Below are 26,478 nucleotides of genomic sequence, written 5' to 3'. Positions count from 1 at the left end.
GAAGCGGACCGCCTCGCGGATGTGGCGGACCCAGTAGTCGGGGTCCTTGAGCTGGGCGGGCGCCGCCAGTTCGCCGGTGACGTTGGAGACGACGGGCAGCTTCGGGTCCTGGTACGTCAGACCCTGCGCGACCGCGCGGAAGTCGTCCAGGACCGGGTCCATCAGGGGCGAGTGGAAAGCGTGGGAGACCTTCAGCCAGCGGACCTTACGGCCCTCGGCGCGAAGCTTCTCCTCCAGCCCCTCCAGGACCGTGCGGTCACCGGAGAGCACCACCTGGGCGGGGCCGTTGACGGCGGCCAGACCGACACGGTCGGCCACGCCCTCAAGGAGCGGCAGGACGTCGGCCTCCGCGGCCTGGACGGCCAGCATGGCCCCGCCCTCGGGCAGCGACTGCATCAACCGACCACGCGCAGCGACCAGTTGAGCCGCGTCCTCCAGCGACCACAACCCCGCCACATACGCAGCCGTCAGCTCACCGATCGAGTGCCCGCCGACGACCTCGGGCCGTACACCGAAGGACTCGGCCAGGCGGAACAGGGCCACCTCGACCGCGAACAGCGCGGGCTGCGCATACTCCGTCTGCTCCAACAGCTCAGCATCCGCACCAAACATCACGTCCTGGAGCGAACGTTCTAGCTCCCCATCCAGATGCGCACACACCTCATCCAACGCATCCGCGAACACCGGAAACGCCTCATACAACTCCCGGCCCATACCGACCCGCTGACTGCCCTGGCCGGTGAAGACGACGCCGAGGCGCCCCTCGGCGACGGCTCCGGAGACGACCGCGGGGGCGTCGGACTTCGGCGCCTCCAGTGACTCCAGGCCGGTGAGGAACTGCTCCCGGTTCTGGCCGAAGACGATCGCGCGGTGCTCGTGCAGGGCGCGGGCCGACAGGAGGGTCCAGCCGACGTCGGCGTGGTCGAGGTCGGTGCGGGCGGCGACGTGCTCGCGGAGCCTGGCGGCCTGGGCGCCCAGGGCGTCGGCACTGCGGGCGGACACGAGCCACGGGAGGGCGGTCGCCGGGGTGACCGGGGCGGTGGCCACGGGGCCTTCGGGACCCTCGACGGCTGCCTCGGGCTCCTCCGCGGGAGCCTGTTCCACGATCACGTGGGCGTTCGTACCGCTGACACCGAAGGAGGAGACACCGGCGCGGCGCGGCACGCCGTCCTCGCGCTCCGACCACTCGCGTGCCTCGGTCAGGAGCTCCACGGCGCCGACGGACCAGTCGACGTGCGTGCTCGGCTCATCGACGTGCAGGGTCTGCGGCAGGACGCCCGCCCGCATCGCCAGGACCATCTTCATGATGCCCGCGACACCGGCGGCGGCCTGCGTGTGGCCGAGGTTGGACTTCACGGAGCCGAGCCACAGCGGGCGGTCGGCGGGGCGGTCCTGGCCGTACGTGGCGATCAGGGCCTGGGCCTCGATCGGGTCGCCCAGGGTGGTGCCGGTGCCGTGGCCCTCGACGGCGTCGATCTGCTCGGGGGCCAGGTGGGCGTTGGCGAGCGCCTGGAGGATGACGCGCTGCTGGGAGGGGCCGTTGGGGGCGGTCAGGCCGTTGCTGGCGCCGTCCTGGTTCACGGCGGAGCCACGGACGACGGCGAGGACCTGGTGCCCGTTGCGGCGGGCGTCGGACAGCCGCTCCAGGAGCAGCAGGCCCGCGCCCTCGCCCCAGCCGGTGCCGTCCGCCGCGTCGGCGTACGGCTTGCAGCGGCCGTCGGAGGCGAGGCCGCGCTGCTTGCTGAAGTCGACGAACGTACCGGGCGTGAACATCACGGTGACGCCGCCCGCGAGCGCCAGCGAGCACTCGCCCTGGCGCAGCGCCTGGATGGCGAGGTGCAGGGCGACGAGCGAGGAGGAGCAGGCCGTGTCGATGGTGACGGCGGGGCCTTCGAGACCGAAGGTGTAGGCGACCCGGCCGGACACGATGCTGCTGGACGCGCCGGTGCCGAGGTAGCCCTCGACGTCCTCCGGCACGGAGTGCAGCCGGGACGCGTAGTCGTGGTACATGACACCGGCGAAGACACCGGTGTGGCTGCCGCGCAGCGTGGCCGGGTCGATGCCCGCGCGCTCGAACAGCTCCCAGGAGGTCTCCAGGAGCAGGCGCTGCTGCGGGTCGGTGGCCAGCGCCTCGCGCGGCGAGATGCCGAAGAACGGGGCGTCGAACCGGTCGGCGTCGTGCAGGAATCCGCCCACGCGGGCGTAGGGGGTGTCGTCGCCGCCCGGTTCCGGGTCGTGCAGCGCGTCCGCGTTCCAGCCGCGGTCGGTGGGGAACGGGGTCAGGGCGTCGGTGCCCTCGGAGACGAGCTGCCACAGCTCTTCCGGGGTGCGGACGCCGCCGGGGTAGCGGCAGCTCATCGCGACGATGGCGATGGGCTCCTGGTCCCGCTCCTCCACCTCACGCAGACGGCGACGAGCTTGACGCAAGTCGGATGTCGTCCGCTTGAGGTAATCCCGAAGCTTCTCCTCGTTCGACATCTGACGTCAGCTCCTCGTGGTGTTGATAAAGGCCGCGCTGGTGGCGCTGGTCGTGCGGTGCACTTCGGGCAGTTCTTCGAGCGGTACTTCGGGTGGTTCACCGAGCGCTTCGGGCGCTGCGGGGGTTTCGGGGGTCGCCGCGGTCCCGGGCACGTCAGTCGAGTCCGAGTTCGTCGTCGAGCGCGCTGAACAGGTCCTCGTCCGAGACGGCGGCCAGGTCCAGGTCGTCGTCCGCCGGGCCGGTGCCCTTGGCTCGCTGGGCCTGCGGGGCGCTCCAGCGCGACAGCAGGGTCTGCAGCCGGATGGTGATCTTCGAGTGGGCGATGCTGTCCGTCTCCATCGCCAGCAACGACGACTCCAGGCGGTCCAGTTCGTCGAGCACCGAGGGTCCGCCGCCGCCCGGGCCTTCGCCCAAGGGGAGGGCGGTGGCCAGGTGGGTCGCGAGGGCGGCCGGGGTCGGATAGTCGAAGATCAGGGTGGCGGGCAGGCGCAGGCCGGTGGCCCCGTTCACGGCGTTGCGCAGTTCGACGGCGGTGAGGGAGTCGAAGCCGAGTTCCCGGAAGGCGCGGTGGGCCTCCACGGCGGCCGCGGACTCGTAGCCGAGGACCGCCGCCACGTGGGTGCAGACCAGTTCGGTGAGCACCTTGTCGCGCTCCGCCGCGTCGAGCCCGGTGAGCTGGGCGAGCAGGGGGGCCTCCCCGGCGGGCGCGCTCGACGCCGTACCGGCGGCGGACCGCCTGCGGGGGGCGCGGACCAGGCCGCGCAGCAGCGCCGGTACCGCCTCGGTGTCCGCGGCCCGCAGGGACGCGGTGTCCAGGCGGAGAGGAACGAGGGCGGCGGGGACCTCCGGGGCCGTCGGGTTCAGCGGGGAGGTCAGGGTCACGGCGGTGTCCAGGAGGGTCAGGCCCTCCTCGGTGGACAGCGCGGCGACGCCGCCGCGCGCCATGCGCTCCAGGTCCGCCCCGGCCAGGCCGTCGGTCATGTCGCTGCCCTGCGCCCACAGGCCCCACGCGAGGGAGGTCGCGGGCAGTTCCTGGGCCCGGCGGGCGGCCGCGAGCGCGTCCAGGAAGGCGTTGGCCGCCGCGTAGTTCGCCTGTCCGGCGCCGCCGAAGACTCCTGCGGCGGAGGAGAACAGGACGAACGCGGACAGGTCCAGGCCGGCCGTCAGCTCGTGCAGGTTCAGGGCCGCGTCCACCTTCGGACGCAGCACCGTGTCCAGGCGCTCCGGCGTCAGCGACGTAATCACACCGTCGTCGAGTACGCCCGCCACGTGCACGACCGCCGACAGCTCACCGCCCGCCTTCTCCAGCAGAGCGGCCAGCGCGTCACGGTCGGCGACGTCGCACGCGGCCACCGTCGCGCTGGCGTTCAACTCGGCGAGTTCTGCCGCGAGTTCGGCCGCTCCCGCCGCGTCGTTGCCTCGGCGGGAGACCAGGAGGAGGTCGCGTACGCCGTGCTGCTCGGCCAGGTGCCGCGTCACGACGCGGCCGAGACCGCCGAAGGCGCCCGTCACGAGGACGGTGCCCGTGCCGAACGGAGCGGCGACGTCGGCGGCCGGGGCGGCGGTGACGCGAGCCAGTCGCGGCACCCACACCTCGCCGTCCCGCAGCGCCACTTCGGGTTCGCCCGAGGCCAGCACGGAGGCCAGTGTCGAGTCGGTGACCACGCCCCCGTCCACCTCTGCGGCCGCGTTGACGTATGTGTCCACGAGGACGAACCGTCCCGGATGCTCGGACTGCGCCGACCGCACCAGACCCCACAGCGCGGCGCCCAGCGGATCGGCCACCACGTCACCGGCCGCCACCGCGCCCCGCGTCACCACGGCGAGCCGCGCGTCGGCGAACCGCTCGTCGGCGAGCCAGGCCCGCACGACGGCGAGGGCTTCGGCGAGCGCCGCCGAGACGGACTCCGGCCGCACGAGGCCATCGCGGCCGTCGACGGCGGGGACCCGCGAGGCGTCGGCCCGCACCGCACCGGCCTCCAGGAGACCGGCCGGCCACACCACCGCCGCCGGAACCTCCTCCCCCGCGTCCACAGCGGCACCCAGCGCCGCGAGGTCCGTGAACGACCGCGCCACCCCGGACACCGCTCCGCCCGCACCGCCCGCACCGAGCAGCGCCACCGGCACCTGCTCGGCGGGCGCCACGGCCTGCCGCTGCCACGCGACGTGGAACATCGAGTCGTCGGCCGCCCCGCCCCCGAGCCGGTCCACCTCGACCGGCCGGAACACCAGGGAGCCCACGGTGGCGACCGGCTCGCCGAGGCCGTCGGCGACGGCCAGGGACACGCCGCCGTCGCCCGCCGGGGTCAGCCGGACGCGCAGGGCGGAGGCGCCGGTGGCGTGCAGGGAGACGCCGGTCCAGGCGAACGGCAGCCGCGCGCCGCCGCTTTCGCCGCCGTCGGCCTCCGTGTCGTCGCGGAGTACGCCGAGGCCGAGCACGTGCAGGGCCGCGTCCAGGAGGGCCGGGTGCAGGCGGAAGGACTCGGCGTTCTGGTGCTGCTCCTCCGGCAGGGCGACCTCGGCGAAGACCTCGTCGCCGCGTCGCCAGGCGGCACGCAGCCCCTGGAAGGCGTCTCCGTAGGCGAAGCCGAGTTCCGTCAGGTGCCGGTACAGGTCCTCGACGTCGACTTCGGCGGCGTCACGCGGCGGCCACTCGGCGAGCCGGAACTCGGCCTGCGGCTGGCCGCCGGAGAGCACACCGCTCGCGTGGGCGGTCCAGCCGCCGTCGGCAGCGTTGTTGGGGTACTCGTCCCGCTCCTCGCGGGAGTGCAGGGCGACGCTCCGCCGCCCGTCGTCGTCGGCAGCGCCCACGCTGACCTGCACCTGCACGGCACCCCGCTCGGCCAGCACCAGCGGAGCCGCCAACGTCAGCTCCTCAAGCACCCCGCAACCGACCTCGTCACCGGCCCGCACAGCCAGCTCCACGAACGCCGTCCCGGGCAGCAACACCCGCCCGGCGACCGCGTGATCGGCGAGCCACGGGTGCGTGGCCACCGACAGACGCCCCGTGAACAGGTATCCGTCCGTGCCCGCCAGCGGCACGGCCGCCCCGAGCAGCGGGTGCTCGGCCGAGGCGAGCCCCGTACCCGACACATCGCCGACCGCGCCGACGGCCGCACTCGGCCAGTACCGGCGCCGCTGGAAGGCGTACGTCGGCAGGTCCACGCGCTCGCGGACCCCGGCCGGGGCGTACAGCGGTGCCCAGTCGACCTCGACACCGCGCACGTAGAGCTGAGCCAGCGCCGCCAGGAACGTGTCCGGCTCGGGCCGGTCCTTGCGCACGGCCGCGACCAGACCGGACTGCGCGGCCGGGTCGGTGATCGTGTCGTGCGCCATCGCCGTCAGGACCGAGTCGGGGCCCAGCTCGAAGAAGCTGGACACGCCCTGCGCGGAGAAGGTGCCCAGGCCGTCGTGGAACCGGACGGCCTCGCGGACGTGCCGCACCCAGTAGCCGGGGTCCTTCAGCTCGTCCGGGGTGGCGAGCTGACCGGTCAGGTTCGAGACGACCGGCAGGACGGTGTCCTGGTACGTCAGCTTCTCGGCGACCTGGCGGAAGTCCTCCAGGACCGGATCCATGAGCGGCGAGTGGAAGGCGTGGGAGACCTTCAGCCAGCGGACCTTGCGACCCTCGCCGCGCAGCTTCTCCTCCAGGCCCTCCAGGACCGTGCGGTCACCGGAGAGCACCACCTGCGACGGCCCGTTCACCGCCGCGACGCCCGCACGATCGGCGACGCCCTCAAGGAGCGGCAGGACATCGCTCTCGGCAGCCTGGACCGCGAGCATCGCGCCGCCCTCGGGCAGCGACTGCATCAACCGACCGCGCGCGGCAACGAGTTGAGCCGCGTCCTCCAGGGACCACAACCCCGCTACGTACGCAGCGGTCAGCTCACCGATCGAGTGGCCGCCGACGACCTCGGGCCGTACACCGAAGGACTCGGCCAGCCGGAACAGGGCCACCTCGACCGCGAACAACGCGGGCTGCGCGTACCCCGTCTGCTCCAACAGCTCGGCATCCGCACCAAACATCACGTCCTGGAGCGAACGTTCTAGCTGCCCATCCAGGTACGCACACACCTCATCCAACGCATCCGCGAACACCGGAAACGCCTCGTACAACTCACGTCCCATACCGACCCGCTGACTGCCCTGCCCCGTGAACACGACACCCAGGCGGCCCTCGACCACCGCACCCGACACCACGCCCGGACCGCCGGCGCCGGAGGCCAGTGCCTCCAATCCGGTCAAGTACTGTCCGGGTCCCCGGCCGAGGACGACGGCACGGTGTTCCAGGGCCGAGCGGCCCGAGAGCAGCGACCAGCCGACGGCGACCGGGTCGGCGTCGGCGTGTGTCACCGCGTGCTCGCGGAGGCGGTCGGCCTGGGCGTGCAGGGCGTCGGCGTTGCGTGCCGACACCAGCCAGGGCAGGGCGGTCGCAGGGGAGCCGGTGACCGGCGTGGTCACGGCGGCGGGCTCTTCGGCGGGGGCCTGCTCGACGATGACGTGGGCGTTGGTGCCGCTCACGCCGAAGGAGGAGACGCCCGCGCGGCGGGGGCGCCCGGCCTCGGGCCAGGCGCGGGCCTCGGAGAGCAGCGCCACGGCGCCCGCCGACCAGTCGACGTGCGTGCTGGGCTCGTCCACGTGCAGAGACTGCGGCAGTACGCCGTGCCGCAGCGCCATGACCATCTTGATGATGCCCGCGACACCGGCCGCGGACTGGGTGTGCCCGATGTTGGACTTGATGGAGCCCAGCCACAGCGGCTGGTCCTCCGGCCGATCCTGGCCGTAGGTGGCGAGGAGGGCCTGCGCCTCGATGGGGTCGCCGAGCGTGGTGCCCGTGCCGTGGGCTTCGACGGCGTCGACGTCGGCGCCGGTAAGTCCGGCCCCGGCGAGTGCGGCGCGGATGACGCGCTGCTGGGAGGGGCCGTTGGGGGCGGTCAGGCCGTTGCTGGCGCCGTCCTGGTTCACGGCGGAGCCACGGACGACGGCCAGGACGTCGTGGCCGTTGCGGCGCGCGTCGGACAGGCGCTCCAGGAGGAGCAGGCCGACGCCCTCGCCCCAGCCGGTACCGTCGGCCGCTTCCGCGAAGGGCTTGCAGCGGCCGTCGGCGGCGAGGCCGCGCTGGCGGCTGAACTCGTGGAAGGCGGCGGGGCTGACCATGACGGTCACGCCGCCCGCGAGGGCCATGTCGCACTCGCCCTGGCGCAGCGCCTGCGCGGCCAGGTGCAGGGCCACCAGGGACGACGAGCAGGCCGTGTCGACCGTGACGGCCGGGCCTTCGAGACCGAAGGAGTACGAGAGGCGGCCGGAGATGACGCTGGTGGCGTCGCCCGTCATGAGGTAGCCCTCGACGCCTTCGGGCGCGTTGGCGAGGCCCGCGGCCCAGCCCTGGGCGCAGGCTCCGACGAAGACGCCGGTGCGGCTGCCGTGCAGGGCCGACGGGGCGATGCCCGCGCGCTCGAAGAGTTCCCAGGAGGTCTCCAGGAGGAGCCGCTGCTGCGGGTCCATGGCCAGGGCCTCGCGCGGGGAGATGCCGAACAGTCCGGCGTCGAACTCGGCGACGTCGTACAGGAATCCGCCCTGCGCGGCGAAGCTCGTCTCGGCGGTGCGGCCCTCTTCGGGCTGGAAGAGTCCGTCGGGGCCCCAGCCTCGGTCGGCGGGGAAGACGGAGATGGCGTCGGTGCCTTCGGAGACCAGGTTCCAGAGGGCGTCCGGGGTGGTGGCGCCGCCGGGGTAGCGGCAGCTCATGGACACGATGACGATCGGGTCGTCCTCGACTCCGGCGCCCGGCCCGGCCGGGACGAGCGTGCCGACCGGGGCCGCGCCCGGATTGTCGTCGCCCGTCAGCTGCGCCCGCAGATGGCCCGCGAGGACGGCCGACGTCGGGTAGTCGAAGACGAGGGTCGTGGGGAGCTTCAGGCCGGTCGCGGACGCGAGGCGGTTGCGCACCTCGACGGCCGTCAGCGAGTCGAAGCCCAACTCGCGGAAGGCCCGGCCCGGTTCGACCGCCTCCGCGCCCGCATAGCCGAGCACCGAGGCCGCCTGCCCGCGCACCAGGTCCAGGAGCAGCCGCTCCTGTTCCCGCTCCGCGAGCCCCGCGAGCCGCTCGGCCCACTCCGGGCCCGTGCCCGCGTCCCGAGTGCCCGCCGCGGCAGCCGTCCCGGGCTCGGCGAGCGCCCGCCGCACCTCCGGCAGGTCCCCGAGGAACGGGCTCGGACGCACCGACGTGAACGAGGGCACGAACCGATCCCAGTCCAGGTCCGCCACGGCCAGGAACGTCTCGTCGTACGCGATCGCCTGAGCCAGCGCGGCCACGGCGCGCTCGGGCGCCATCGCCGTCACGCCCCGGCGCCGCAGGTGCTCCTCGGCCTCCTCGGCCGCGGCCATGCCACTGCCGCCCCAGGCGCCCCAGGCGACGGAGGTGGCGGTGAGGCCGCGTGCGCGGCGGGCCTCGGCGAGGGCGTCCAGGTAGGCGTTGGCCGCCGCGTACGCGCCCTGGCCACCGCCGCCCCACACACCGGAGTTGGACGAGAACAGCACGAACGCGTCGAGGGACTCGCCGTCCACCAGCTCGTCCAGGTGCGTGGCCCCGGCCGTCTTCGCGCCGAAAACGTCCGCGATGTCGGCGGGAGCCATGTCCTCGACGGTGTGCGCCGGGCTGACGCCCGCCGCGTGGAAGACGGAGCGCAGGGTGCGGCCGTCGGCGGCCAAGCCGTCCAGGAGTGCGGCGACCGCGTCGCGGTCGGCGATGTCGCAGGCGGCGAGGGTGACCTCGGCGCCCAACTCCGCCAGGTCCGCACGGAGTTCAGCAGCGCCAGGCGCGTCCGGGCCACGACGGCTCGTCAAGACCAGGTGCTCGACGCCCGCGCGGGCCAGCCAGCGCGCCACATGCCCGCCGATCGCACCCGTACCACCGGTGACCAGCGCCGTGCCGCGCCCCGTCCACTCCGGGTCCACACCCGCGCCCGCGCTCACCTCAAGGGGCGCCCGCACGAAGCGGCGTACGAACACACCCGTGTCCCGCACCGCGAGCTGGTCCTCGTCACCGGCGCCCGCCACGGCCGCCGCGAACCGCGCAGCGGCACGCTCGCCGAACGACTGCGGCAGGTCGATGAGACCACCCCAGCGGTCCGGGTGCTCCAGGGCCACGACCCGGCCCAGACCCCACAGTTGCGCCTGCGTCGGGGCCTCCAGGCGATCACTGCGCCCCGTGGACACCGCGCCGGAGGTCACCGCCCACACGCGTGCCGCGATCCCGGCGTCGCCGAGGGCCTGCACCAGCGCGACGGTGCCCGCGAGTCCGACGGGAACGCCCGGGTGCTCCGCGTGCGGGGAAGCGTCGAGCCCGAGGAGGGACACGACACCGGCCGGTTCCGCGCCGTTCTCCGCCACTGCCTGCCGCAGGCGCTCGGCCAGGGCCTCACGCGTCAACTCCTGCGCGGCCACGGCCAGTTCCGTGACATCCGCACCGGCTTGCGTCAGCGCGTCGACGACACCGGTCGCCCACTCCTGCCGCGCGGCGCTCTCCGGTACGACGACGAGCCAGCGGCCCGGGAGCGCGGCGGCGGAAAGTCCGCTCGGCAGCGGCTTCCAGGTGACCCGGTAGCGCCAGCCGTCGAGCGTGGACCGCTCGCGCCGCTGCCGCCGCCAGGACGCGAGCCCCGGCAGGACCTCGCTCAGCGAACGCTCGTCCACATCGACGAGCGTGGCCGTCAACTGCTCCAGGTCCTCGCGCTCCACGGCCTCCCAGAACCGCGACTCGACCTCGTCCACGCGCGGCGCGCTCTCGTCGTCCGCGTCGTCGTCCGGGGCCACCATCCAGTAGTGGTCACGCTGGAAGGGGTAGGTGGGGAGGTCGACGGCGGTGCGGGCGCCCGGGTAGAGGGCCGCCCAGTCCAACTCGGCGCCGTGCGCGTGTGCTTCGGCGAGGGAGGCGGCGAGGCGGTCGGCACCGCCGTCGTCGCGGCGCAGGGAGCCGAGGGTGGCCGCGGGGCTCTCGGTGGCGTCGATCGTCGCCTGCACCGGGACTGTCAGGACCGGGTGCGGGCTCATCTCCAGGAACAGGCCGTGCCCCTCGGCCAGGAGGCCGCGGGTGGCGTGCTCGAAGAGGACCGTCTGACGGAGGTTGCGGTACCAATACCCCGCGTCCATCGGCGTGTTGGCGTCCAGCCAGGCGCCGGTGAGGGTCGAGTACAGCGGGACCTCGGCCGACTGCGGGGTCACCGGAGCCAGCGTCTGGGCTATCTGGGCCTCGATCTGCTCGACGTACGAGGAGTGCGAGGCGTAGTCCACGGGGATGGTGCGTGCGCGGATGTCCTGCGCGGTGCACTGGGCGACCAGCTCCTGCAGCGCGTCCGGCTCACCGGAGACGACGACCTGGGCGGGCCCGTTGACGGCGGCAAGCTCGATGCGGCCGTCCCAGGCGGCGATCAGCTCGCGAACTTCCTGCTCAGGCAGGGGCACGGAGACCATGCCGCCCTTGCCGGACAGCTCACGAATGGCCAGACTCCGCAAGGCCACCACGCGGGCTGCGTCCTGGAGCGACAGGGCACCCGCGACACACGCGGCCGCGATCTCACCCTGACTGTGACCGACCACAGCGGCGGGCTCGACGCCCGCCGCCTGCCAGACAGCGGACAGGGACACCATCACCGCGAAGAGGACCGGCTGGACCACGTCGACGTGGTCGAACCGCTCGCCGTTCAGCTCTTCGATCAGGTCCCAGTCCACGAACTCGGACAGGGCGTCCGCGCACTTCCGCATGCGGGCGGCGAACACCGGGCTGGAGTCCAGGAGTTCACGGGCCATCCCGGCCCACTGCGACCCCTGTCCCGGGAACACGAACACCGGCCGGGCCGAGCCACCCAGCGCCCGGCCCATGACGACGTTCTGCACGGTCGGGTCACCCTGCGCCAGCTCGGCCAGCCCGGCAAGGACCTCGTCCCGGTCCCGGCCGAGGACGACGCCCCGGTGCTCGAACCGCGACCGCGACACCGCCAACGACCACGCCACATCGCCCAGTTCCAGGCCACCCCGCGCCGACAGCAGCTCACGCACCCGCACAGCCTGCGCCCGCAGCGCCTCCGGCGACTTCGCCGACAACGCCACCGGCACCACACCCGCCACCACCGAAGAAACAGCGGAAGGCGACACGGCCTCGCCGGACGCCGACTCCTCCCCCGGCGCCTGCTCCACGATCACATGCGCGTTCGTACCGCTCACGCCGAAGGACGAGACGCCCGCGCGACGCGGCCCGCTGCCCTCGCGGCCCGGCCACTCGCGGGACTCGGTGAGGAGTTCGACGGCTCCGGCGTCCCAGTCCACCTGGGGTGTCGGCTCGTCCACGTGCAGGGTCTTGGGCAGGACGCCCTCGCGCATCGCCATGACCATCTTGATGACACCGCCGACACCGGCGGCGGCCTGCGTGTGCCCGATGTTGGACTTCAACGAGCCCAGCCACAACGGCCGTTCCGCGGAACGCTCCTTGCCGTACGTGGCGAGGAGGGCCTGCGCCTCGATCGGGTCGCCGAGCGTGGTGCCGGTGCCGTGGGCCTCGACGGCGTCCACGTCGTCCGGCTTCAGGCCGGCGCTGGTGAGGGCGTCGCGGATGACGCGCTGCTGGGAGGGGCCGTTGGGGGCGGTCAGGCCGCTGCTCGCGCCGTCCTGGTTGACGGCGGAGCCGCGGACGACGGCGAGGATCTTGTGGCCGTTGCGGCGTGCGTCCGAGAGGCGTTCGAGGAGCAGGAGGCCCGCGCCCTCGCCCCAGCCGGTGCCGTCCGCCGACGCGGCGAAGGACTTGCAGCGGCCGTCCGTCGACAGGCCGCGCTGGCGGCTGAAGTCGACGAAGGTGCCCGCCGTGGGCATGACGGTGACGCCGCCCGCGAGCGCGAGGGTGCACTCGCCCTGGCGCAACGCCTGCGCGGCGAGGTGCAGGGCGACCAGGGACGACGAGCAGGCCGTGTCGACCGTCACCGCCGGGCCCTCGAGGCCGAGGGTGTAGGCGACGCGGCCGGAGACGACGGAGCCCGCGTTGCCGGTGCCGATGTAGCCCTCGACGCCTTCCGGCAGGGCGTGCAGGCGTGTCGCGTAGTCGTAGTACATGACACCGGCGAAGACACCGGTGCGGCTGCGGCGCAGCGCGACCGGGTCGATGCCCGCGCGTTCGATGGCCTCCCAGGCGGTCTCCAGGAGGAGGCGCTGCTGCGGGTCCATCGCGAGGGCCTCGCGGGGCGAGACGCCGAAGAAGGAGGCGTCGAACTTGGGGGCGTCGTAGAGGAAGCCGCCCTCAGCGGTGGTGCTGGTGCCCTGGTTGTCGGGGTCCGGGTCGAACAGTTCGTCCGTGTCCCAGCCGCGGTCGGTGGGGAACGGGGAGATGGCGTCGGTGCCGTCGGCGACGAGGCGCCACAGGTCTTCCGGCGTGTTGACGCCGCCCGGGTAGCGGCAGCTCATGCCGACGATGGCCACGGGCTCCTGGCGGTTGTCCTCCAGTTCGCGCACCCGGCGGCGGGCGTCGCGCAGATCAGCCGTCGCCCGCTTCAGGTAATCGAGGTACTTCTCCTCGTCCGCCATTTACAGCGCCTCCTCGAAGCGGCCGGGACGGTCGGTGTCCGAGCCGGTGTCTGAGCTGTTCGGATGTGATTCCGAAGGGGTCTGAAGTTCGTTGTCGAGCAGGTCGAAGAGTTCGTCGGCGGTGGCGCCTTCGAGTTCTTCGCGCTCCCGGTCGTCGTCCGCGGCGGTGCCGCGGTCGGTGGGGCGGGAGGTGTCCCAGGCCGTGAGGAGGGAGCGGAGCCGGTCGGCGACGCGGTCCCTCTCGGTGCCGCCCGCGCTGTCGCCCGCGGCCTTCAGGACGCTCTCCAGGCGGTCCAGCTCGCCGTCCAGGTCGCCTGGGTCGACGGGGCCGCCGGGGAGCGCGCCGGCCGTGGTGGGCAGTTCCTCCGACAGGTGCTCGGCGAGGGCCGCCGGGTTCGGGTAGTCGAAGATCAGCGTGCTGGGCAGCCGGAGTTCGGTCTCCGCGGTGAGGCGGTTGCGCAGTTCGACGGCCGTGAGGGAGTCGAAGCCGAGCTCCAGGAAGCCGCGGCTCAGCTCGACGGCGTTCGGTGACGCGTAGCCGAGCACGCCCGCCACATGGGTGCGGACGAGGTCGAGCAGGATCCGGTCACGCTCGGCGCCCGGACGGCCCGCGAGCCGGTCCGCGAGGGACTCGGTGCGGACGGCCGAGGCCGCCGTGTCCGTGCCGGTCCGCGCGCGCCGGACCGTGGGCCGGACCAGTCCGCTGAGCAGTGCGGGCACGGCCTCCGGCGGCTGGGTGCGGAGCGCGGCGGTGTCGATGCGCATCGGTACGAGGGCCGGGTGCTCGCTCGCCGGGGCGAGGTCGAGCACGGTGAGGGCCTGGTCGGTGTCGAGTGCGAGGACGCCGCCCCGCGCCATCCGCTTGAGGTCCGCGTCGGCCAGGGTGCCGGTCATGTCGCTGTCCTGGGCCCACAGGCCCCAGGCGAGCGACGTGGCCGGGAGGCCGTGGGCGCCGCGGTGCTGGGCGAGCGCGTCCAAGTAGGCGTTGGCCGCCGCGTAGTTGGCCTGCCCGGGGCCGCCGAAGACGCCGGAGGCCGAGGAGAACAGGACGAACGCGGACAGGTCCAGGTCGGCCGTCAGCTCGTGCAGGTTCAGGGCCGCGTCCACCTTCGGGCGCAGGACCGTCGCCAGACGCTCGGGGGTCAGGGACGTCACGACGCCGTCGTCCAGGACTCCGGCGACGTGCACCACCGCCGTCAGGCCCGCGCCCCGCTCCGCGAGGAGCGCGGCCAGGGCGTCGCGGTCGGCGACATCGCACGCCGCGACGGTGGTGGCGGTGCCAAGATCGCTCAACTCGGCCTGGAGCTCCGCGGCTCCGGCGGCGCCGAGGCCGCGGCGCGACACCAGGAGCAGGTCCTGGACGCCGTGCCGCTCGGCGAGGTGCCGGACGACGACCCGTCCCAGGCCACCGAAGGCGCCGGTGACCAGGACCGTGCCGGTGGACCAGGAGGCGGGGGCCTCTCCGGCCGGGGTGAGGGCGGCCCGGGTGAGGCGCGGGACCCACACCTCGCCGTCGCGGAGGGCGACTTCCGGCTCGCCGGAGGCGAGGGCGGCGGCCAGCAGGGACTCGCTGACCGGGCCGGTGGCGGGGTCGGCGGCCGGGGCGGCGGGCCCGTCAGCCTTCGCGTCTACGTCTACGTCTGCGTACGTGTCCACGTCCGCGCCCGCGTCGGCCAGGACGAACCGGCCCGGGTGCTCCGACTGCGCCGAGCGCACCAGGCCCGACACCGCGGCGGCGACCGGATCCGGCGCGGCACCGGCGGCACCGGCCCCGTCGGCCACGACCGCACCCCGCGTCAGCACCACGAGCCGCGACGCCTCGAACCTCTCATCGGCCAGCCACGCCTGCACCACACCCAGCGCCTCGACCAGTGTCCCGGCGACATCCTCGGGGCGGGCCAGGCCGTCGCGACCAGCGGCCCGCGACCCACCGGGCGACCACACCACGGCCTCCGGCAGTTCCCCGCCCGCGGCCACGGCCACGCCCAACGCCGCGAGATCGGCGTACGACGTCGCCGTCGGCACCGCACCCGCGGCACCGAGCACCGCCAGGGACACCGGCTCGGCGGCGACGGGCTGTCGCTTCCACTCGACGCGGAAGACCGAGTCCGTATGCGGGTCGGCCCCGCTCATCTGCTCGATGAGCTCCTTGGACATGGGGCGGAAGACGAGGGCGGCCACCGAGGCGACCGGGATGCCGGTGGTGTCCGCGACCTCCAGGGCGACGCCGTCCGTGCCGTTCGGCACGAGGCGGACGCGGACGGTGGCGGCTCCGGCGGCGTGCAGCGTGACACCGGTCCAGGTGAAGGGCAGCCCGCCCGCCGTGGGCTTCAGGTCGGCTTCGCTCTGCGTGACCGCGCCGGCGGCGCGGGCGTGCAGGGCGGCGTCGAGGATCGCCGGGTGGAGGCCGAAGGAACCGGCCGACGTGTGTTCGTCCGCCGGCAGCGCGACCTCGGCGAACACCTCGTCGCCGCGCCGCCAGGCTCCGCGCAGGCCCTGGAACACGGGCCCGTAGTCGAAGCCCGCCTCGGCCAGCTCTCCGTACAGCCCGTCGACCGCCAGCGGCTCCGCGTCGCGCGGCGGCCACGAGGTCAGGTCGGCGGACGCGACGGACGCGGCAGCGGCGGCGTCCGGTGCGGACTCGGTCAGGGTGCCGGTGGCGTTCTTGGTCCAGCTGTCGGCCGAGAGTCCCTCGGCGGCGGCACCCGGCTCCGGGCGGGAGTGCAGGCTGAGGGGCCTGCGGCCGGTGGCGTCGGGCGCCTCGACCTTCAACTGCACCTGGATGGAGCCCTGTTCGGGCAGCACCAGCGGCGCGCCGAGCGTCAGCTCGTCGAGCGTGCCGCACCCGACCTGCCGGCCCGCGTACCCGGCCAGCTCGACGAACGCGGTGCCGGGCAGCAGCACCCGCCCGGCCACGGCGTGATCCGCCAGCCACGGGTGCGTGGCCAGGGAAAGCCGTCCGGTGAAGACATAGCCGTCGGTGTCGGCCAGCGGCATCCCGGCGCCGAGGAGCGGGTGCTCCGCGGAGACGAGCCCCGCCGACTCGACGTCGGCTGCGGCTGCGGTCTGCCGGAGCCAGTAGCCCTGGTGCTGGAAGGCGTACGTGGGGAGGTCGACGCGGCGACGCGACTGCGGCGACGCGTAGAGCGGGGACCAGTCGACGTCGACTCCGCGTACGTGCGCCTTGGCGAGGGCAGTCAGGAACGCGTCCGGCTCCGGGCGGTCCTTGCGCAGGGCCGCGACGAGACCGGCCTGCGCCGTCGGGTCGGTGATCGTGTCGTGCGCCATCGCCGTGAGGACGGAGTCGGGGCCCAGCTCCAGCAGGGTCGCCGTGCCCTGCGCGGTGAAGGTGCCCAGGCCGTCGTGGAAGCGGACGGCCTCGCGGATGTGGCGGACCCAGTAGTCGGGGTCCGTCAGCTCGTCCGGGGTGGCGAGCTGCCCGGTCAGGTTCGAGACGACCGGCAGGACGGTGTCCTGGTAGGTCAGGTTCGCGGCGACCTTGCGGAAGTCCGCAAGGATCGGGTCCATCAGGGGCGAGTGGAAGGCGTGGGAGACCTTGAGCCAGCGGACCTTGCGGCCCTCGGCGCGCAGCTTCTCCTCCACGTCCTCCAGGACCGTGCGGTCGCCGGAGAGGACCACCTGCGACGGGCCGTTCACGGCCGCCACACCGGCCCGGTCCTCCAGGCCCGCCAGCAGCGGCAGTACCTCCGCCTCGGCCGCCTGCACCGCGAGCATCGCCCCGCCCTCGGGCAGCGACTGCATCAACCGACCACGCGCAGCGACCAGTTGGGCCGCATCCTCCAAGGACCACAGCCCGGCCACATACGCGGCGGCCAGCTCACCGATCGAGTGCCCGCCGACGATCTCGGGGCGTACGCCGAAGGACTCAGCCAGGCGGTAAAGAGCGACTTCCACCGCGAACAGCGCGGGCTGCGCGTACTCCGTCCGCTCCAACAGCTCGACATCCGTACCAAACATGACGTCCTGGAGCGAACGTTCTAGCTGCCCATCCAGATGCGCACACACCTCGTCCAGCGCCGAGGCGAACACCGGGAACGTCTCGTACAACTCCCGGCCCATACCGACCCGCTGACTGCCCTGGCCCGTGAACACGACCCCGAGACGCCCCTCGGCCACGGAACCGGTCACCACCCCCTGCTCGCCGGAGGCCACCACCTCCAGGCCGGTCAGGAACTCCTCCCGTCCCTCGCCGAGCACGACCGCCCGGTGTTCGTGGACCGCACGGCCCGAAAGCAGCGACCAGCCCACGGCGACCGGATCGAGCTCCGCGCGCCCGGCGACGTGCTCCCGAAGACGCTCGGCCTGCGCCCGCAGGGCGTCCGCGCTGCGCGCCGACACCACCCACGGCACGACCGCCGTGACCGGCGCCGCACCGACGGGCTCGGCCACCTCGGCGGGCAGCTCCGCCACCGACGCCTGCTCCACGATCACGTGGGCGTTCGTTCCGCTGACACCGAACGACGACACGCCCGCACGACGCGGCGCACCGCCCTCGCGCGCGGCCCATTCCCGGGCCTCCGTAAGCAGCTCGACCGCCCCGGCCTCCCAGTCCACATGGGTGCTCGGCTCGTCCACGTGGAGGGTCTGCGGCAGTACGCCGTGGCGCATGGCCATGACCATCTTGATGATGCCCGCGACTCCGGCGGCGGACTGGGTGTGGCCGATGTTGGACTTCACCGAGCCGAGCCACAGCGGCTGGTCGGAGCGCTCCTGGCCGTAGGTGGCGAGGAGGGCCTGCGCCTCGATCGGGTCGCCGAGCGTGGTGCCGGTGCCGTGGGCCTCGACGGCGTCCACGTCACTGGCGGACAGGCCCGCGTTGGCGAGTGCGGCGCGGATGACGCGCTGCTGCGACGGACCGTTGGGGGCGGTCAGGCCGTTGCTCGCGCCGTCCTGGTTCACAGCGGACCCGCGGACGACAGCCAGCACCTGATGACCCTGGCGCCGGGCGTCCGAAAGCCGCTCCAGGAGCAGCAGGCCGACGCCCTCGCCCCAGCCCGTACCGTCCGCCGCCTCCGCGAAGGCCTTGCAGCGGCCGTCGGCCGCGAGCCCGCGCTGACGGCTGAACTCGATGAAGGCGCCGGGGTTGGACATGACGGTGACGCCGCCCGCGAGGGCGAGGTCGCACTCGCCCTGCCGCAGGGACTGGGCCGCCAGGTGCAGGGCGACGAGGGACGACGAGCAGGCCGTGTCGACCGTGACGGCCGGGCCTTCGAGGCCGAAGGAGTAGGCGAGGCGGCCGGAGATGACGCTGGTCGCGCCGCCCGCGAGGAGGTAGCCCTCAACGCCTTCGGGGGTCTCCTGCAGGCCCGAGCCGTAGCCCTGCGAGGACGCGCCGACGAACACACCGGCCTGGCTGCCGTGCAGCGTCGCCGGGTTGATGCCCGCGCGCTCGAAGAGTTCCCAGGAGGTCTCCAGGAGGAGCCGCTGCTGCGGGTCCATGGCCAGGGCCTCGCGCGGGGAGATCCCGAAGAAGACGGGGTCGAACTGGTCGGCCTCGTAGAGGAAGCCGCCCTGGCGGGCGTAGCTGGTGCCGCGCTGCTCGGGGTCGGCGTCGTAGAGGGCGTCCAGGTCCCAGCCGCGGCCGCCGGGGAACGCGGACATGGCGTCCGTGCCCTCGGCGAGGAGGTCCCAGAGGGCGTCCGGGCTGGTGGCGCCGCCGGGGTAGCGGCAGCTCATGGACACGATGACGATCGGGTCGTCGTCGGCGCCCGCCGCTCCGGCCGGGGTCACGGTCGCGCCTGTGGCGGTGCGCCCGGCGCCCTGCTCGCCCACGAGCTGCGTGCGCAGGTGGCCCGCGAGGACGGCCGACGTGGGGTAGTCGAAGACGAGAGTGGTGGGCAGCTTCAGGCCGGTGGCGGTGGCGAGGCGGTTGCGCACCTCGACGGCCGTGAGCGAGTCGAAGCCCAACTCGCGGAAGGCCCGGCTGGGTTCGACCGCTTCCGCGCCCGCGTAGCCGAGCACCGAGGCCGCCTGCCCGCGCACCAGGTCGAGCAGCAGCCGCTCCTGCTCCGCCGTCGACAGGTCGGCGAGGCGGTCGGCCCACTCGGAGCCGGTGGCGCCCTTCTTGTCCGTGGCCGAGGTGGCGTCGGGCTCGGCGAGCGCGCGCCGGACCTCCGGCAGGTCCCCGATGAGGGGGCTCGTCCGCACGGACGTGAACGACGGCGCGAACCGCTCCCAGTCCAGGTCGGCGACGGCCAGGAACGTCTCGTCGTACGCGACCGCCTGCGCCAGCGCGGCCACGGCACGCTCCGGCGCCATCGCGGCCAGGCCGCGACGCCGCAGGTGCTCCGTGCCTTCGTCGCCGGCCATGCCGCCACCGGCCCACAGGCCCCAGGCGACGGAGGTGGCGGTGAGGCCGCGCGCGCGACGGGCCTCGGCGAGGGCGTCCAGGTAGGCGTTGGCCGCCGCGTACGCGCCCTGGCCACCGCCGCCCCACACACCGGAGTTGGACGAGAACAGCACGAACGCGTCCAGCTCGTCGGTGTCGAGCAGCTCGTCCAGGTGCGTGGCCCCGGCCGTCTTCGCGCCGAAGACGGCGGCGATGTCCGTCGCGGTCATGCCGTCCAGGGGCTGCGTCTGGCCGACGCCCGCCGCGTGGAAGACGGAGCGCAGGGTGCGGCCGTCGGCGGCCAAGCCGTCCAGGAGTGCGGCGACCGCGTCACGGTCGGCGATGTCGCAGGCGGCGAGAGTGACCTCGGCGCCCAACTCCTCCAGTTCCGCACGGAGTTCAGCAGCACCGGGCGCGTCCGGGCCACGACGGCTCGTCAGGACCAGGTGCTCGACGCCCGCGCGGGCCAGCCAGCGCGCCACATGCCCGCCGATCGCACCCGTACCACCGGTGACCAGCGCCGTGCCGCGCGCCGTCCACTTCTTCGACGTCTCGGCCGACTCGGCCCGTACCAGGCGGCGCACGAGGACTCCGGAGCCGCGCACGGCGAGCTGGTCCTCGTCCGCGACTCCGGCGAGGGCCGCCGTGAAGCGGGCGCCCGCGCGGGTGTCGTACGCCGACGGAACGTCGATCAGACCACCCCAGCGGTCCGGGTGCTCCAGGGCCACGACCCGGCCCAGACCCCACAGTTGCGCCTGCGTCGGGGCTTCCAGGCGGTCGCTGCGACCGGTCGACACCGCGCCCCGGGTGACCGCCCAGAGCCGCGCGCCGATTCCGGCGTCGCCGAGGGTCTGCACCAGCGCCAGGGTCCCGGCCAGGCCGACCGGCACACCGGAGTGCTCCGTGTGCGCGGCCTCGTCGAGGCCGAGCAGGGACACCACACCGGACAGGTCACCGGCGACGGCCGCAGTGAGCCGCGCGGCCAGCGCCTCACGCGTCAGCTCGGCGTCCGTCACGCGCAGTTCGACGGCTTCCGCACCGGCGCGCTCCAGGGCCTCGACGGCGCCTGCCGCCCACGGCTGCTCCGCCGCGCCCTCGGGCAGGACGACCAGCCACCGCCCGGAGAGCCCGGACGTCGGCAGGGCGCCGCCGGTCAGGGGCTTCCAGGCGACCTGGTAGCGCCAGCCGTCGACGGTGGAGCGCTCACGGCGCTGCCGCCGCCAGGACGACAGGACGGGCAGCATCTCGCCGAGCCCGGCGGCGGTGCCGTCCGCCACCTCCAGCTCGGCGGTCAGACCCGCCAGGTCCTCCCGCTCCACGGCGTCCCAGAAGCGTGCCTCCACCTCGTCCACGGCCGTCGGCGTCGCGTCCTCGGGGACCGCGAAGTCGGGCCAGTAGTGCTGGCGCTGGAAGGCGTACGTGGGCAGGTCGACGGTGGCGCGGGCGCCCGGGAAGAGCGCCTTCCAGTCCAACTCGGCGCCGTGCACGTGCGCTTCGGCGATCGAGGCGAGCAGCCGGGCCGCGCCCCCGTCGTCACGGCGGAGGGAGCCGAGGGTGACGGCCTGGCTGTCGGTCGCGTCGATCGTCGCCTGCACCGGAACGGTGAGCACCGGGTGCGGGCTCATCTCCAGGAACAGCCCGTGGCCCTCGGCCAGGAGGCCGCGGGTGGCGTGCTCGAAGAGGACGGTCTGGCGGAGGTTGCGGTACCAATACCCGGCATCCATCGGGGTGTTGACGTCCAGCCACTCCCCCGTCAGCGTTGAGAACAGGGGCACCTCGGCCGCCTGCGGGTCCACCCCGGCCAGCGCCTCAGCGATCTGCTCCTCGATCTGCTCCACGTACGAGGAGTGCGAGGCGTAGTCCACCGGGATCGTCCGCGCCCGGACATCGCGGGCCACACACTGCGCGACCAGCTCCTCCAGCGCGTCGGGCTCACCCGAGACGACCACCTGGGCGGGGCCGTTCACGGCCGCCACGGAGATCCGGTCGTCCCACGCGGTGATCAGCTCCCGGACGTCCTGCTCAGGCAGGGGTACGGAGACCATGCCGCCCTTGCCCGACAGCTCCCGGATCGCCAGGCTGCGCAGCGCCACCACGCGGGCCGCGTCCCGCAGACCGAGTGCGCCCGCGACACAGGCCGCCGCGATCTCACCCTGGCTGTGACCGACAACGGCGGCGGGCTTCACCCCGGCCGCCTGCCACACCTCGGCCAGCGACACCATCACCGCGAAGAGAACCGGCTGCACCACATCCACCCGGTCGAAGTTGTCCCCGCTCAGCTCCTCAAGCAGGTCCCACTCCACGAACTCGGACAGAGCGGCGGCGCACTCCCGCATCCGCTCGGCGAACACCGGACTGGAGTCGAGCAGCTCACGCGCCATCCCGGCCCACTGCGACCCCTGCCCCGGGAACACGAACACCGCGCGCCCGGCACCCACTGCCCGCCCGGCGACCACACCGGCAGCCGTGAGGTCACCCTCGGCCAGCTGCGCCAGCCCCGCGAGAACCTCCTGCCGGTCACGCCCGACGACGACACCCCGGTGTTCGAACCGCGACCGCGCCACCGCCAACGACCAGGCGACATCGCCCAGTGGAAGCCCGGTGTCCGCGAGCAGCCGCTCCCGCAGCCGTCCGGCCTGCGCCCGCAGCGCCTCCGGGGTCTTCGCCGACAGGGCGAGCGGCACCACGGACAGCAGCGGCTCGGCGCCGTCCGACGGCTCGTCCGGCCGCACCGGCTCGGTGGCGGTCGGCGCCTGCTCGACGATGACGTGGGCGTTGGTGCCGCTCACGCCGAAGGAGGAGACACCGGCGCGGCGCGGCGCGCCGCCGTCCCGCTCGACCCACTCACGGGCCTCGGTGAGGAGCTCGACGGCGCCCGCCGTCCAGTCCACCTCGGGGGTCGGCGCGTCGACGTGCAGGGTCTGGGGCAGCACGCCTTCGCGCATCGCCATGACCATCTTGATGACACCGGCGACACCGGCGGCGGCCTGGGTGTGGCCGATGTTGGACTTCAGCGAACCGAGCCACAGGGGTCGGTCGGCCGCGCGCTCCTTGCCGTACGTGGCGAGCAGCGCCTGTGCCTCGATCGGATCGCCCAGCGTCGTACCCGTGCCGTGCGCCTCGACCGCGTCCACGTCGTCGGGGGCGAGGCCCGCGTTGGCGAGGGCGGCGCGGATGACGCGCTGCTGGGCCGGGCCGTTGGGGGCGGTCAGTCCGTTGCTGGCGCCGTCCTGGTTCACGGCCGAGCCGCGGACGACCGCGAGGACGCGGTGGCCCTTGCGGCGGGCGTCGGACAGGCGCTCCAGGAGGAGCACGCCGACGCCCTCGCCCCAGCCGGTGCCGTCCGCGGCGGCCGCGAAGGACTTGCAGCGGCCGTCGGCGGCGAGGCCGCGCTGGCGGCTGAACTCGATGAACGTGCCGGGCGTCGACATGACGGCGACACCGCCCGCGAGGGCCATGTCGCACTCGCCCTGCCGCAGTGCCTGGGCGGCGAGGTGCAGCGCCACGAGGGACGACGAGCAGGCCGTGTCGACCGTGACGGCGGGGCCTTCGAGGCCGAAGGAGTACGAGATGCGGCCGGAGGCGACGCTCGCGGCGCTGCCGTTGCCGACGTAGCCCTCCAGGTCGTCGAGGCCGCCGGGGGCGCTCAGGAGGTGGGTGGCGTAGTCGTTGTACATGACGCCGACGAAGACGCCGGTCGAGCTGCCGCGGGCCGTCGCCGGGTCGATGCCCGCCCGCTCGAACACCTCCCAGGTGGTCTCCAGGAGGAGCCGCTGCTGCGGGTCGATGGACAGGCCCTCGCGCGGCGAGATGCCGAAGAAGGCCGGGTCGAAGTCGGCGGCGTCGTAGAGGAAGCCGCCTTCGCGGGTGTAGAAGGAACCGGCGCGGTCCGGGTCGGGGTCGTAGAGCGCGTCGACGTCCCAGCCCCGGTCGCCGGGCAGGTCGCCGATGGCGTCCACGCCGTCGGCGGTGAGGCGCCACAGGTCCTCGGGGCTCGCGACGCCGCCGGGGTAGCGGCAGCTCATCGACACGATCACGATCGGGTCGTCGTCGGCGGGGGCCACGGCCGCCGTCGGGCGTGCCGCACCCGGGGCGAGTGCCCGCTCGTCCGTGCCCAGGACCTCTTCGAGGATGTGGCGGGCCAGGACGGTGGCGGCCGGGTAGTCGAAGGCGAGGGTGGCGGGCAGGCGCAGACCGGTCGCCGCGGTGAGGCGGTTGCGCAGTTCGACGGCGGTGAGCGAGTCGAAGCCGACCTCGCGGAAGGCGCGGTCGGGCGCGATGGCGTCGGCCGACGGGTAGCCGAGGACGGCGGCGGCGTGGCCGCGTACGAGGGTGAGGACTTCCTGCTCGCGGTCCGCCTCCGGCAGGGCGGCCAGGCGCTGGGCGAGGGCGGAGCCCTCCTGCCGGTCCGCACCGGCGGCGGTGCGTCGCTGGGGGGCGCGGACCAGGGTGCGCAGCAGCGGCGGTACTTCGCCGCCGGCGGCGGCCTGGGTGCGCAGGCCCGCGAGGTCGAGGCGGACGGGCACGGTCAGGGGCTGCCCGGCGGCGTGCGCGGCGTCGAAGAGGTCCAGGCCCTCCGCGGAGGTGAGGGGGGCCGCTCCGGCGCGCGTCCTGCGGTCCAGTTCGCCCGCGCCGAGGTGGGCGGTCATTTCGCTGGCCTCGGCCCACAGGCCCCAGGCGAGGGAGGTCGCGGGGAGTCCATGGGCACGGCGGTGCTGGGCGAGCGCGTCCAGGTAGGCGTTGGCTGCGGCGTAGTTGGCCTGGCCGGGGGTGCCGAAGACGCCGGCGGCGGAGGAGAACAGGACGAACGCGGACAGGTCCAGGCCGGCCGTCAGCTCGTGCAGGTGCAGGGCCGCGTCGGCCTTCGGGCGCAGGACCGTGTCCAGGCGCTCGGGCGTCAGGGCGGTGACGACACCGTCGTCGAGGGCTCCGGCGACGTGCACCACGGCGGACAGCTCGGCGCCGACCTCGTCCAGGAGGACGGCGAGGGCGCCGCGGTCGGCGGTGTCGCAGGCCGCGAGGCGCACGCGGGCGCCCGACTCCTCCAGTTCGGTGCGGAGTTCGGCGGCGCCGGGGGCGGCGTCGCCCCGGCGGGAGACGAGGAGCAGGTCGCGGACGCCGTGCCGGGTCGCCAGGTGGCGGGCCATGAGGCTGCCGAGGGTGCCGGTGCCGCCGGTGATGAGGACGGTGCCCTCGCCCCAGGCGTCGGTGGTGCCGGTGGTGGCGTCGGCTTCGGCAGTGGCCTCGGTGAGGGGTACGCGGGTCAGGCGCGGTGCGCGCAGGGTGCCGTCGCGGAGCGCCACCTCGGGCTCGTCCATCACGAGGGCGGCGGCGGCCAGCGCCTCCACGGCGTCGTCGGCGCCGTTGGCCGGGTCGAGATCCAGGAGGACGAAGCGGCCCGGGTGCTCGGACTGCGCCGAGCGCAGCAGGCCCCACACGGCGGCGGCCACGGGGTCCGGGGCGGTGGCGGCGACCGCGCCGCGCGTCACCACGACGAGCCGGGACTCCTCGAACCGCTCGTCGCCGAGCCAGCCCTGCACGTGTGCGAGCGCCCGCTCCACCTGAGGCCGCACAGAGCCGAGTTCGGCTGTGCGGTCCGCGTCGTCGGTCGTCAGGAGCGGCAGGAACACCGTCGCGGGCGCCTCGGCGCCGTCGTCGAGCGCGGCGGTCAGGGACTCCAGGTCCGCGTAGGTCCGCCGTACGAAGGGCAGGGCGTCGCCCGCGCCCGGGGTGCTGTCGTCGAGGAGTGCCGCCGAGGCGAGCTGCCCGGCCGTGTCCGCCGAGGTGTCGACGGTCGTCCACTCCACCTGGAACAGCGCGTCGCGCCGTGCCGAACCGGCGAGCTGCTCCTCCGACAGGGCGCGCAGCGCGAGCGACCCGACGGAGACGACGGGCTGTCCGGTGGCGTCGGCGGCCAGCAGCGTGACGGTGTCCGCCCCGGCGGCGGCGACGCGCACGCGGAGCGTGGTGGCCCCGGTGGCGTGCAGGGTGACGCCGGACCAGACGAACGGCAGGTGCGCGCGGTCGGTGCGGGCGATGAAGTCACCGAGGCCGATGGCGTGCAGCGCGGCGTCGAAGAGCGCCGGGTGCAGCCCGAAGGACTCCGTGTCGGCGTGCGCCTCCTGCGACAGGTCGATCTCCGCGTAGACGTCGGCGCCCTGTCGCCAGGCGGCGCGCAGGCCCTGGAAGAGCGGGCCGTAGCCGTGCCCGTTGGCGGTCAGGCGCTCGTACAGGTCGGACACGTCGACGGGCTCGGCCCCGGCGGGCGGCCACACGGACAGGTCGGCGGCCCCGGCCGCGGGGGTGGGGGCGGTCGGCAGCAGGCTGCCGGTGAAGTGGCGTGTCCAGGGGGTGTCGTCGGTGTCGTCCTGCGGGCGCGCGAACAGGCTCAGCTCGCGACGCCCGGTGTCGTCCGGGCCGCCCACCGAGATCTGGAGCTGGATGCCGCCCTGCTCGGGGACGACGAGGGGTGCTTCCAGGGTCAGCTCTTCGAGGTGGCCGCAGCCGACCTCGTCGCCCGCGCGCAGGGCGAGTTCCACGTAGGCCGTGCCGGGCAGCAGGATCGTGCCGCCGACCGCGTGCTCCGCGAGCCACGGGTGCGTCTGTGTCGAAAGGCGCCCGGTGAACAGGTAGCCGTCCGCGTCCGCGAGCGCCACGGCGGCCCCGAGCAGCGGATGCCCGGCGGCCCGAAGGCCCGCGAACACCACGTCCCCGGCCCCGGCGGGCGCGGCCTTCGGCCAGTAGCGCTCACGCTGGAAGGGGTACGTGGGGAGGTCGACGGTGGCGTGGGCGCCGGGGAGGAGGGCCTTCCAGTCCAACTCGGCGCCGTGCGTGTGCGCTTCGGCGAGGGAGGCGGCGAGGCGGTCGGCGCCGCCGTCGTCGCGGCGCAGGGAGCCGAGTGCCGCGGCGGCCTCCTCGCGCCCCGCGGCCTCGATGGTGGCCTGGACGGGGACGGTGAGGACGGGGTGGGGACTCATCTCCAGGAACAGGCCGTGGCCTTCGTCGAGGAGGCCGCGGGTGGCGTGCTCGAAGAGGACGGTCTGGCGGAGGTTGCGGTACCAATAGCCCGCGTCCATCGGGGTGT

The 26,478-nt window shown here is 74.3% G+C and carries 3 protein-coding genes; all 3 read right to left on the bottom strand.

Translation table 11 applies throughout. The features are described from left to right. The coding region (locus tag IE274_RS38255; protein ID WP_190120566.1) for a type I polyketide synthase at nucleotides 1-2,478 on the bottom strand (2,478 nt) is incomplete at its 3' end. 154 nt (nucleotides 2,479-2,632) lie between these two features. After that, nucleotides 2,633-13,015, bottom strand: coding sequence for a type I polyketide synthase (locus tag IE274_RS38250; RefSeq protein WP_372447007.1), 10,383 nt, complete (start codon nucleotides 13,013-13,015; stop codon nucleotides 2,633-2,635). A 30-nt stretch (nucleotides 13,016-13,045) separates the two neighbouring features. Further along, nucleotides 13,046-26,478: type I polyketide synthase (locus IE274_RS38245; RefSeq protein ID WP_190120564.1), on the bottom strand; the 13,433-nt coding region annotated here is incomplete at its 5' end.

This window comes from Streptomyces flavofungini, from assembly GCF_014650815.1.
Taxonomy (GTDB): Bacteria; Actinomycetota; Actinomycetes; order Streptomycetales; family Streptomycetaceae; genus Streptomyces; species Streptomyces flavofungini.
The sequence above is the reverse complement of the archived record's forward strand: the minus strand, read 5'-3'. Positions and strand labels throughout refer to the sequence as shown.